The 11187-nt window shown below is 73.1% G+C and carries 9 protein-coding genes; 6 read left to right on the forward strand and 3 right to left on the reverse strand.

Annotated features, from left to right (window positions below):
* Window positions 1–84 precede the first annotated feature (84 nt).
* Both Pta02_RS14875 and Pta02_RS14880 read left to right on the forward strand, forming a co-directional pair.
* The gene (locus Pta02_RS14875; RefSeq protein WP_203875392.1) at window positions 85–921 is read left to right on the forward strand and encodes an isocitrate lyase/PEP mutase family protein; all 837 of its coding nucleotides are present in this window, start codon (window positions 85–87) and stop codon (window positions 919–921) included.
* A gap of 118 nt (window positions 922–1039) precedes the next feature.
* Window positions 1040–2173 carry a C45 family peptidase gene (locus Pta02_RS14880; protein WP_203875393.1) on the forward strand — a complete coding sequence of 378 codons (1134 nt, stop codon included), beginning with the start codon at window positions 1040–1042 and terminating at the stop codon, window positions 2171–2173.
* Between the two features lie 9 nt (window positions 2174–2182).
* Here the strand turns inward: Pta02_RS14880 and Pta02_RS14885 are convergent, their stop codons facing one another.
* The 3 genes from Pta02_RS14885 to Pta02_RS14895 all read right to left on the reverse strand — a co-directional run bounded on the left by Pta02_RS14885 (window position 2183) and on the right by Pta02_RS14895 (window position 5510).
* Entirely contained in the window at window positions 2183–2866 is a 684-nt protein-coding gene (locus tag Pta02_RS14885; protein WP_203875394.1) for an aquaporin, read from the reverse strand.
* A gap of 69 nt (window positions 2867–2935) precedes the next feature.
* The gene (locus Pta02_RS14890; protein WP_203875395.1) at window positions 2936–4009 is read right to left on the reverse strand and encodes a S1C family serine protease; all 1074 of its coding nucleotides are present in this window, start codon (window positions 4007–4009) and stop codon (window positions 2936–2938) included.
* A 19-nt stretch (window positions 4010–4028) separates the two neighbouring features.
* A complete protein-coding gene (locus Pta02_RS14895) occupies window positions 4029–5510 on the reverse strand; it encodes an AMP-binding protein (RefSeq protein ID WP_203875396.1) in 1482 nt (493 codons plus the stop codon).
* A 241-nt stretch (window positions 5511–5751) separates the two neighbouring features.
* On the opposite strand from Pta02_RS14895, the gene Pta02_RS14900 reads away from it, so the two are divergent.
* The 4 genes from Pta02_RS14900 (at window position 5752) to Pta02_RS41905 (ending at window position 11149) form a co-directional block, all read left to right on the forward strand.
* A complete protein-coding gene (locus Pta02_RS14900) occupies window positions 5752–6846 on the forward strand; it encodes a hypothetical protein (protein WP_203875397.1) in 1095 nt (364 codons plus the stop codon).
* A 54-nt stretch (window positions 6847–6900) separates the two neighbouring features.
* Entirely contained in the window at window positions 6901–9123 is a 2223-nt protein-coding gene (locus tag Pta02_RS14905; protein ID WP_203875398.1) for an acyl-CoA dehydrogenase family protein, read from the forward strand.
* Window positions 9124–9255: 132 nt separating this feature from the next.
* Window positions 9256–10884 (forward strand): MmpA family trehalose lipid delivery protein, encoded by a 1629-nt coding sequence (locus tag Pta02_RS14910; protein WP_203875399.1) that lies wholly within the window; start codon window positions 9256–9258, stop codon window positions 10882–10884.
* Window positions 10885–11017: 133 nt separating this feature from the next.
* Window positions 11018–11149 carry a hypothetical protein gene (locus Pta02_RS41905; protein WP_275423582.1) on the forward strand — a complete coding sequence of 44 codons (132 nt, stop codon included), beginning with the start codon at window positions 11018–11020 and terminating at the stop codon, window positions 11147–11149.
* The last annotated feature ends 38 nt before the right edge of the window (window positions 11150–11187 follow it).

The raw sequence follows: 11187 nt of genomic DNA on the forward strand, positions 1-11187 counted from the left end.
TCGGGTCCGGCGTCTGACCGGGCCCGCCGTACGCGTCTGAAAACCGCGAGCCTGTCGGGGATATCGGCTGATTTACTGGCCGATATGACGACTCTTCATGACAAGGCCGTGCTCTTCGACTCGCTTCACCGGAGCGGGAACGCACTCGTCCTCGCCAACGCCTGGGACGTGGTCAGCGCCCGGCTGATCGAGGAGGCGGGGGCGAAGGCGATCGCCACCACCAGCGCCGGCGTCGCCTGGGCGCTGGGCGCCCCCGACGGCAACAAGCTCGACCGGGACCGGGCGATCGATCTCATCGCGCGCGTCGCCTCGGCGGTGGAGGTCCCCGTCACCGCCGACATCGAGAGCGGCTTCGCCGACAAGCCCGAGGGGGTCGCCGAGACCGTCAGGGGTGTGCTGGAGGCCGGCGCCGTGGGGGTGAACATCGAGGACTCGACCGACGACCCGTCCGTGCCGCTGCGGCCGGTCGAGGAGCAGGCCGCCCGGCTCTCCGCGGCCCGCGAGGCCGCCGACGCCATGAACGTGCCGCTGTACGTCAACGCCCGGGTGGACGTCTTCATCCGCGCGGTCGGCGACCCCGCCGACCGGCTCCGGACGGCCCTCGACCGCGCCGCCGCCTACCTCGCGGCCGGGGCCAGCGGCGTCTTCGTCCCCGCCGTCATCGACCCGCAGACGGTGTCGGCCCTGGTCGAGGGCGTGGACGGGCCGCTGAACGTCCTGGCGGGACCGGGCGCCCCGAGCATCGGGGAGCTGTCGGCCCTCGGCGTGGCCCGGGTCAGCGTCGGCTCCTCCATCGCCGTGGCCTCCTACGCGTTCGCCCGGAGGGCGGCCCAGGAGGTGCTGGGCGCGGGCACCTACGAGTCCCTGGCCTCGGACATCGGCTACCGCGACATCAACGCGCTCCTGAGCGGCCGGGACTGAGACCGCCCCGGGACGCCGCCGCCGGCCGGCGTTCCGGGCGCCGCCGTCAGCCGACGGTGCGCAGTTCGTCAGCGCGCTCCCCGAAGCTCTGGTCGACGGCTTCGAGAGGGAGGACGAGATGGAGAACATCGTCGCCGGCGGCCCGGACGCGTTCATGGCGGTGCGGTACCTGACGGTGCGCGGCGGCCAGCGGGAGATCGGCCGGGCGCTGGCCGAGGAGGCGCGGGCGGTCTCCCGCTGGAGACCGGCGCCCGCGGACCCGGCGGTGAACGCCGATCGGATGGCCTGGTTCGAGAGGCACTGGCCGCAGCACCACGAGCGGATCCTCGGCATCGCCGAGGTGTTCGGGGTGGACCCGCTGACCTCCTACGTGGAGGGTCTTCCCGGGTTCCCCGGCGGGTCGGGGTGCTCGGTCGTCTGGTCCCCCGCCGCGGCGGGTCCCGACGGCCGCATCCGGATCGGACGCAACTACGACTTCTTCACCATGAGCATGACCCGGCTCATCCGGTCGATGACCGGGCAGGAGACGGGGCCCTCGGACGAGCCTCCCATGGCCTCGCGGCCCTACGTGATCGCGATGATCCCGGACGAGGGGCTGTCCTCCACCGCGGTCACCATGAACGAGCTGGACGGATGCATGGAGGGCATCAACTCGGCCGGCCTCACCGTGGCCCTGCTGATCGCCGACGCCGAGGCCACCGCCGGCGGGCCGGTCATGGCGCCGCCCGCCGCCGGGGTGAACGAGGTGCAGCTTCCCCGCTTCGTCCTCGACACCTGCGCGGACGTCGAGGAGGCCGAGCGGGCCCTGCTCGCCGCGGAGCAGTACGTCACCGGCGTGGCCTGCCACTATCTGATCGCCGACGCCTCGGGGCGGGCGTTCGTCTGGGAACGGGGTGACGACGGCTCGCGGCACGTCGTCGAACCGGGGAAAGGGGCGATGTGCGTGACGAACTATCCCCTGCACCGCCACCCCGACGTCTCCGCCCTGCCGCAGGACACCGAGCACTCCTTCCGGACGTACGAGCGGGCGCGGACGCTGGCCGGTCTGACCAGGGACGGCGTCTCGGGGACGGGGCTGCGCGACGTCCTGGACGCGGTCGCGTTCACCCGGGAGGGCGAGCCGTGGCGGACGCTCTGGCGGAGCGTCTTCGAACCGGAGGAGCGGACGATGTCGGTCCGGTTCTATCTCGGGGAGGACCCGCGGGACGGGATCCGCCACAGCGACGAGATCGTCTTCAGCGCGGGCCGCTGACCCGTCCCGTCACTCGGCGTTCTCCCCGGCGGTGCGGGAGTGGTGGATCCCGGCCGCGACGGCCGCCGCCACGACGGCACCGGACAGCGGGGCGGCGACGAACAGCCAGAGCTGTTCGAGCCGCTCTCCTCCGGCGAAGAGGGCGGGACCGACGGAACGGGCGGGGTTGACCGAGGCGCCGGTGAGCGGCAGGCCGGCCAGGCAGGCCGCCGCCAGCGCGGTGCCGACCGCGGGCGCCGCGGCGTGCCCGAGGGCGACGTGGTCGGTGACCAGCAGATAGGTCAGCACGACGAGCATGGTGAGCAGCGCCTCCAGCAGGAAGGCGCCGGTGCCGTTCACCGCCGAGCCGAAGCCGTTGGAACCCAGGGCCTTGGTCCGGTCGGTGATCTCGCCGACGCTCAGCGTCAGCTTGAGCAGCGCCGCCCCCACGACCCCGCCGGCCAGCTGGGCGCCGACGTAGCCCGCCGCCTCCGCCGCCCGCATGCGCCCGGACACGAACACGCCCAGGGTCACGGCCGGGTTGAGGTGACAGCCGGAGACGGGCCCGATGCCGTGGGCGAGGGCGGCCAGGACCAGCCCGAAGGCGAGGGCCACCCCCACGGCGCCGATCTTGTCGATGGCGAAGACGGCGCTGCCGACGGCGAAGTAGACCAGGACGAACGTACCGGCCAGCTCGGCCACGTATCGCTTCATGTGCTGCCCCCATGGGACGAATCGTGTCGATCGGTCGCCGGGGGGCTGACGTGGGAGAGGCCGGGAGCCTCACCCCGGAGGATCGGTGGAGAGTTCTCCCAGAGTGACGGTGACGGTGGTGGTGGAGCCGTCGGAGCGCAGGACCTCCACCTTGGCCTCGTCTCCGGGGTCGAGGGTGGCCAGCAGCTCGGACAGGGCCTGGGTGGTCGGGACCTCGGTGCCGTTGATCGAGACGATCACGTCACCGGGCTGGATGCCCGCGCGCGCCGCGCCGCCGTCCGGGGACACCTCCACGACGCCGACGCCGGAGGGCCTGCCGTCGGGACCGGCCAGGGTCCGCACCGTGACGCCGAGGGCGGCCCGGCGGGTGTTGGTGACCTCGCCGCTCTTGACGATCTGCCCGGCGATGTCGGTCGCGGTGTTGGACGGGATCGCGAAGCCGATGCCCGGGGCCGCCCCGCCGCCGAGCTCGGGGACGGTGGCCGCGAGGGTCGGGATGCCGATGACCTCGCCCGCGAGGTTGACCAGCGCGCCGCCGCTGTTGCCCGGGTTGATCGCGGCGGAGGTCTGGATGGCGTTGGTGATCGTGGCGCCGGGGGAGCCGGCCTCCGAGGGCTCGGTCACCGTACGGCCCAGCGCGGAGACGATGCCGTCGGTCACGCTGCTGCCCAGGCCGAGCGGGTTGCCCATGGCCAGCACGATCTGGCCGACCCGGAGCTTGGAGGAGTCGCCGAAGGTGGCGGGCCTGAGCCCGCTGGGATCGTCCACCTTGATCACGGCCAGGTCGCCGAGCGGGAAGGACGCGACCAGCCGCGCCTGGCGGGGGGCGCCGCCGCTGGCGAGGGACACCTGGAAGCGCCGGGCGTCGCCCACCACGTGGGCGTTGGTCACGATGTGGCCTGAGGTGTCGTAGACGACCCCCGAACCCAGGCCGCTCTCGGTGTTGATCTGCACGATGGACGGCAGCACGCCCGCGATGACCTTCTCGTAGGCCGACTCCAGGGCGACGGGGTCGGTCACGGCGGGGGAGCCGGCAGCGGTGGTGGCGGCGACCGGGCGGGGAGACTGCGTGTCCGCACTGCATCCCGTGAGCGTGACGGCCGCGGCGGCGAGGAGCGCCAGTGGTGCCGATGGTCTTCCCATGCGGCCTACCATTCCCCGCTTATGACGAAAGATACGCCTCCCGGAGCGAGGTGCGGCTGAGCTTCCCGGTGGGCGTTCGCGGGAGCTGCTCGCGGTACTCGACGACCCTGGGATGCTTGAGCCGGGCGAGCCTGCCTGCGCAGTGGTCCAGCAGGTCCGCGGTGAGGTCCGGGCCGGGTTCCGCGCCGGGCGCGGGCTGGACCAGGGCGACGACCCGGTGCCCCCACTCGGGGTCCGGCACGCCGATCACCGCCACGTCCGCGACCGCGGGATGCTCCTGGAGCACGGCCTCGATCTCGGCGGGATAGATGTTGACCCCGCCCGAGATGATCAGATCGGTGCGCCGGTCGCACAGGAACAGATAGCCGTCCTCGTCGAGATAGCCGATGTCGCCGGGGGTGTAGAGGTGCCCGAGCATCGACGAGGCGGTCTTGGACGGGTCACCGTGATACTCGAAGCGGTTGACGCCGCCGATGTAGACCATGCCGGGCTCGCCTGCGGGCAGCTCCTGCCCGTCGTCGCCGACGATGACGAACCGCATGCCGTCGATCGCCCGGCCCACGGTGCCGGGCCTGGCCAGCCACTCCTCGGAGGAGACCATCGTGGCCACGGCGGCCTCGGTCGAGCCGTAGTACTCCCACACCACCGGGCCGAGCCAGTCGATCATCGCCTTCTTGGTGGCGGGCGGGCAGGGCGCGGCGCCGTGGTACAGGTGCGTGAGGGACGACAGGTCGTAGGGGTCCCTGATCTCGGCGGGCAGCGCGAGCAGCCGGTGGAACATCGTCGGGACCATGAACGCGTTGGTCACCCGGTGGCGCTCGACCAGCCGCAGGACCTCCTCGGCGTCGAAGCGCTCGGTCACCACCACCGTGTGCCCGTACTGCAGCGCCATCATGGCCTGGCCGTACGGGGCGGAGTGGTAGAGCTGGGACAGCACCAGGTGCACGCCGTCGGCCGGCAGCCCGAAGTGCCGCCAGCTCTTGCGCATCAGGATGGGATAGAGGTCCTCGGGGCCGAGCTCGATCAGCCGCCTGCGCACGCCCTTGGGCTTGCCGGTGGTGCCCGAGGTGTAGAGCATCATCGATCCGGCGCGGCGGGCGGCGGGCGGGTCGGCCGGCTGTCCCGCGGCGATCGCCTCCACCTCCTCGAACCCGCCGGGCACGGCCTCGGCGTACCGCTCGCAGCCGGCCACCGCGCGCGCCGCGCAGTCGGTGACGATGTAGCCGATCTCCTCGGCGGTGTAGTGCCAGTTCACCGGGACGTGGTAGGCGCCGATCTGGTAGGTCGCGAGCATCATGGTGACGGCGTCGATGCCGTTGGGCAGGACCGTGACCACGGCCTCACCGGGGACGACGCCGCGGGCGATCAGGCCGTTGGAGACCCGGTTGACCCTGTCGTGCAGCTCGCCGTACGTCACGGTGGCGCCGTCCCCGGCGGTGCCGCTCTCGATGACGGCGACCCGGCCGGGGTCGGCGGCGGCGATCTCGTAGAAGCCCCTCATGAGCGCGACCATACAGAACGACATTCTGTTCAGGGAAGGGGAAATGTCGTCACCTGCAGGTATGTGGGTGACATGGCAGATCAATAGGGAGATGCGGTGTATCGATCACGTCATGTGGCATAGCCTGGCAGCCATGGCGGACGTCGGCGGTCCCCCCTCCGGGCGCTCTCATGACAGGTATGTCCCTTCGTACGATGCGCCCACGGCGCCCATTCCCGCCATTCCCTCCGACGATGGAGCGATGATCACTCCCCGCGTGCCCCGCCGGTTCCCCATCGGGGACGGCGAGGAGACCGTCCTGGTGCCCCGGATCCCGCCCGCCCCGCCGGCCGGGAAGTCCCCCGCCGTGGAGGGGGAGTCCCCCGCGGTCTCCGCGAGCGCGCCGCCCGTCCCGGAGGCGGGGACCCGCGCGGTGGAGGACACGACCTCCCCGGTGCGACGGCCCGCGCCGCCGGTCCCGGAGGCGGGAGCCCGCGCCGTGGAGGACACGACCTCCCCCGTACGGCGGCCCGCGCCGCCGCGCGAGGGGTCCGCTGGACCGTTCCGTTCCGGCGACGCGGCAGGTCCGCGTGAGCCGGGGCGTCCGGGGCTCGGCTCCAGGCTGCTGCTGCGCGTCGGGGACATCCCGATCAAGGTGGTCTACAGCCTCGGCGCCGCGCTGGCCACCGCCCTGGCGGTGTTCCTGATCTTCGTGATCTTCTCCGGCGACGAGCCCGCCGACCCGGTGCCGCAGCGCCAGGCCCAGAACGCCTCCGCCGCGCCCGCCACCCCGGCGCCCAGCGCCCCGGCGATCACGCTGCCCAAGCTCCCGAAGGCGACGCCGCTCCAGGTGCTGCCCGGCACGCCCAGCGTGGTGATCGGCAGCGTGACCGACTCCAAGGCCGCGATCACCTACTTCAGGCTCGGCGCGCCGTGGAAGGTCGCCGCGGTCTCGCCGTTCTCCGCGGGCCAGCGGGTGGGCGGCTCCCGGCTGCCGCGCACGCTCGCGGTCTCGGCGCTGCTGCCGGGGGAGAAGCCCAGGGCCGAGCTGGAGACCGACGCCGACTTCCGCAAGGCGGCGGTGGGCGCCGTGCGGTGGTCGGTTCGCAACTATCACCCCACGGGCAGCAAGGTCACCTGGACCGCCTCGCAGCGGGTGGTCAACGGCAAGGGATGGGTGCTCGGCTATCGCGTCACCTATGAGATCGACGGCAAGAAGCGCAGCTCGCAGGCCGCGCTGGCGCTGATCGACATCGGTCAGCGCAAGCCCGCCATGCTGTTCGTCACCGTCCCGGACACCCGCAAGAAGCTCTGGGCGGACATCGCACCCCTGGTGGCCAGCGCGCGAGCGTTGTGACGGAAGTAGCTTCTAGAATATGGTTCTGCCACTGAACCGTTTCTGGAGGCTGTCATGGCGATCGGGTTGAGCGAGGAGCACGAGGCGCTCCGCGAGTCGGTGAGCGGCTGGGCCGAGCGCAACATTCCGTCCGAGGTCGTACGGGCCGCCGTCGCGGCCGACGGGGAGCAGCGCCCCGGCTTCTGGTCCGGCCTGGCCGACCAGGGCCTGCTCGGGCTGCACATCCCGGAGGAGCACGGCGGCAGCGGGTACGGCCTGCTGGAGACCGCGGTGGCCGTCGAGGCCCTCGGCGAGCGGGTCGCCCCCGGTCCCTACGTCCCCACGGTCCTGGCCAGCGCCGCGATCCTCGCCTCCGACGGCAAGGCCCACGCCGAGCTGCTGCCCGGTCTCGCCGACGGCACGCTGACCGGCGCGGTCGCGCTGTCCGGCTCCATCTCCGGCACCCGGGGCGAGGACGGCACGCTGACCGTCGGCGGCTCCGCCGAGACCGTGCTCGGCGGCGCGGTCGCCGACGTCCTGGTGCTCCCGGTGAGCACCGACCGGGGCGAGGAGTGGGTCGCGGTGGACGCCTCCGCGGCGACCGTGACGCCGATCAAGTCGCTGGACGTCACCCGCGGCGTGGCGAAGGTCGAGCTCGACGGGGTGACCGTGCCGGCCGGGCGGGTCCTCGACGGGCTGGAGGGCTCCGCCGTACTGAACCTGGCCGCGATCCTGCTGGGCGCCGAGGCCGCGGGCGTCGCGTCGTGGTGCGTGACCGCCGCGGCGGAGTACGCCAAGGTGCGCGTGCAGTTCGGCCGTCCGATCGGCCAGTTCCAGGGGGTCAAGCACAAGGCCGCCAGGATGCTCGTCGCCTTGGAGCAGGCCCGCGCCACGGTGTGGGACGCCGCCAGGGCCGCCGGGCAGGCGGGCGAGGGCGTCTCGGAGGACGAGCTGGCCTACGCCGTCTCGATCGCCGGCGTGGTGGCCCCCGACGCCGCCGTGCAGTGCGCCAAGGACGCCGTCCAGATCTTCGGCGGCATCGGCTACACCTACGAGCACGACGCCCACCTCTACTACCGCCGCGCCCTGACCCTGCGCGCCCTGCTCGGCCCCGGCGCCGAGTGGGCCGAGTCGGTGGCCTCGCTCGCGCTGCGCGGCGTCTCCCGCGAGATGGAGATCGAGCTGCCGGAGGACGCCGCCGCGCTGCGCGAGTCGATCCGCGCGGAGATCGCCGAGATCGCGAAGCTGGAGGGCCAGGAGCAGAAGCGGGCGCTGGCCAAGGGCGGGTTCGTCATGTCCCACCTGCCCGGGCCGTGGGGCCGCGACGCCAAGCCGCTGGAGCAGGTGCTCATCCTCCAGGAGCTCAAGGCCGCCCGGGTGAAGCTCCCGCAGATGATCATCGGTGCCTGGGTGGTGCCGTCGCTCGCCATGTACGGCACGCCCGAGCAGCAGGAGCGCTTCCTGCCCAAGACGCTCAGCGGCGAGATGATCTGGTGCCAGCTGTTCTCCGAGCCGGGCGCCGGCTCCGACCTCGCCTCGCTGCAGATGAAGGCCGAGCAGGTGGAGGGCGGCTGGAAGCTCAACGGCCAGAAGATCTGGACCTCGGTGGCGCACTTCGCCGAGTGGGGCATCTGCATCGCCCGCAACTCCTCCGAGGGCTCCAAGCACGACGGCATCACCTACTTCCTGGTGGACATGAAGGCCCCGGGCGTCACCGTCCGGCCGCTGACCGAGATGACCGGGGAGAACCTGTTCAACGAGGTCTTCCTCGACGACGTGTTCGTCCCGGACGAGCTGGTCGTCGGCGAGGTCGGCCAGGGCTGGAAGGTCGCCCGCAACACCCTGTCCAACGAGCGCGTCTCGCTCTCGTCGGGCTCGGGCGGCACCGGCGCCTCCGTGCCCGACCTGATCGGGCTGGTCGGCCGGCTGGGCCGCGAGCTGACCCCGGCCGAGCGCCAGGAGGTGGCCCGCGTGGTCTGCGAGGGGCACTCGATCAACGCCCTGGGCCTGCGGGTGACGCTGAAGCAGCTCACCGGCGGCGAGCCGGGCGCAGACGCCTCGGTCCGCAAGCTGGTGTCCACCTCGCACGCCCAGCACGTCTCCGAGTGCGCGGTCGGCCTGCTCGGCACCTCCGCGGTCGTCGCCGCCGACATGAAGCTCGGCGACCCCGGCTACTGGAACCGCGCCGTGCTCGCCACCCGCGCCATGACGATCTACGGCGGCACCACCGAGGTGCAGCTCAACATCATCGGCGAGCGCATGCTCGGCCTGCCCCGGGACCCCGAGCCGGGCAAGTAGTGCTCTGACGCCGGTCGTCCGGACGCGGCGGCCCCGGTTTCCCACCGGGGCCGTCGCCGTACGGCCTGGAAGGCGACCGGGGTCGTCGTCGTGCGGTTCGGCGGGGTGCGGGCTGTCGTAGGGTCTGGCGATATGCGGACAGAATGGGGCGAAGCGGCGAGGCGGTTCGCCCCTGCCCTGCTCGGGCTGCTGCTCGGCGTGCTGGCCCTGTGGCCCGCGCTGGGGCCCGGGTTCGTCCTCCGCTACGACATGGTGTTCGTGCCGGACCCGCCGCTCGTCCCGCCCGGACAGGGCTTCCCCCGTGCCGTGCCCAGCGACCTCGTGGTCGCCCTGCTGTCCCGGGTGGTGCCCGCGGAGGCGGTGCAGAAGGCGGTCCTGCTCGGGATCTTCGTGCTGGCCGCGTCGGGCGCCGCGGCGCTCGTGCCCTCCCGCCGGCTCGGGCCGCGTCTGGTCGCGGCGGCCTTCTACGCCTGGAACGCCTACCTCGCCCAGCGGCTCCTGCTCGGGCAGTGGGCCCTGCTGCTGGGCGTGGCCGGGCTGCCCTGGGCGGTGCGGGCCGCCGCCCTCGGCGGGCGCCTGCGGCTCGCGGCCGCCCTGATCCCCGCGGCGGTGGGCGGCTTCCAGGCCATGCTGGTCTCCGCGGTGGCGGTGCTCGCCACCGCGGCGACGGCCCCGGCCCCGGCGCCGGCGCCGGGGCTCGGCGCACGGGTGCGGCGGACGGGGGAGGCCGCGCTGATCATGGGCGGGCTGAGCCTGCCCTGGCTGGTGCCCGCCCTGCTGAGCGGGGCCACCACCGACCCCGCCGGGGTGGACGCCTTCGCGGCCCGCGCCGACGGGCCCTTCGGCGTGGCCGGCAGCCTGCTGGGCCTGGGCGGCGTCTGGAACGCGCACGCGACGGTGCCCGGCCAGGGCTCCTGGTGGTCGGCGGGCGTGCGCCTGGCTCTGGCCGCGGTCGCGATCTGGGGTTTCGTACGGCTGCGCGGCACCCGCGACGGATCCCGGGCGGGCGGTGTGCCGTACTGGACGGGATTGGCCGTGGCGGCGGGGGCCGGGCTGGGGGTGGCGTGCCTGGGGGCGTTCGCGCCGGGCCTGCTCAAGGCGCTGGTCGGGTGGTGGCCGGGGTTCGGGACGATCCGTGACGGGCAGCTCCACCTGGCGCCGTTCGCCCTGCTCCAGGCCGTCGGGCTGGCCTCGGCCGCGGACCGGTGGGCGTCCCGGCCCGCCGCCGCTCCGCGTGCCGTCGTGGCGGTCACGGTGGCGGTCGCGGTGGCGGTGCCGGTCCTGGTGCTGCCGACCTTCGCCCTCGGGGCGTTCGGCAGGCTCACGGCGGTGCCGTACCCGCAGGAGTGGCGGCGGGTCCAGGAGATCGTGAACGGCGACCCGGCCCCGGGGGCGCTGCTGTCGCTGCCGTGGGGCGCGCACCGGGCGTTCCGGTGGAACGGCGGGCGGGTGGTCCTCGACCCGGCGACCAAGCTCTTCGGGCGGCGGGTGATCTGGAACGACGAGTTGCTCGTGGGGCTTCCGGACGGCGGCCGGATCCGCGTCGCGGCCGAGGACCCGCTGGCCGCGAAGGTGGGCGCCGTCCTGCGGCCGGGCGCCCCGGAGCCGGGACCGGCGGGGGCCGGCGACCGGGCCGGGGCCCTCCTCCGGCTCGGCGTCCGCTACGTTCTGACCCGCCCCGGCGATAACACGTTCCAAGACGCTCTGACCGTGTTCGAAGGGTCGGAACTCCGCCTCGTACGCCTCAGTAACCCCGATTGACCCGGACATCCCCCCAGCTCTACGGAGTACCGGAGGGTAACTTGCTTTGTCACGGTTTTACTAACTCTATGGCTTATGAGGTGGATCACGTTCTACTCTCGGCACACTGTCCGAATCTTGGAGGGAGTGTCCAGTGATACGAGTGCTCGCAGCACTGGCCGTCGGAGCGGTACTTGCGGTCGGCGCCTCCGCGGCAGTCATGAACGTGGCCGCACCCACGCCGGAGCCCCCGAACCGGCCGCTGTACAACTACGGCGACAAGTGATCCCGGGGGCCGTCTGACGGCCCCGGGATCATCTTTTT

Source organism: Paraplanobispora takensis, from assembly GCF_016863195.1.
Classification (GTDB): Bacteria; Actinomycetota; Actinomycetes; order Streptosporangiales; family Streptosporangiaceae; genus Planobispora; species Planobispora takensis.

Coding starts and splice junctions, on each gene's coding strand:
- Pta02_RS14875 (WP_203875392.1), top strand. CDS start 85: ATGACGACTCTTCATGACAAGGCCGTGCTCTTCGACTCGCTTCACCGG.
- Pta02_RS14880 (WP_203875393.1), top strand. CDS start 1,040: ATGGAGAACATCGTCGCCGGCGGCCCGGACGCGTTCATGGCGGTGCGG.
- Pta02_RS14885 (WP_203875394.1), bottom strand. CDS start 2,866: ATGAAGCGATACGTGGCCGAGCTGGCCGGTACGTTCGTCCTGGTCTAC.
- Pta02_RS14890 (WP_203875395.1), bottom strand. CDS start 4,009: ATGGGAAGACCATCGGCACCACTGGCGCTCCTCGCCGCCGCGGCCGTC.
- Pta02_RS14895 (WP_203875396.1), bottom strand. CDS start 5,510: ATGAGGGGCTTCTACGAGATCGCCGCCGCCGACCCCGGCCGGGTCGCC.
- Pta02_RS14900 (WP_203875397.1), top strand. CDS start 5,752: ATGATCACTCCCCGCGTGCCCCGCCGGTTCCCCATCGGGGACGGCGAG.
- Pta02_RS14905 (WP_203875398.1), top strand. CDS start 6,901: ATGGCGATCGGGTTGAGCGAGGAGCACGAGGCGCTCCGCGAGTCGGTG.
- Pta02_RS14910 (WP_203875399.1), top strand. CDS start 9,256: ATGCGGACAGAATGGGGCGAAGCGGCGAGGCGGTTCGCCCCTGCCCTG.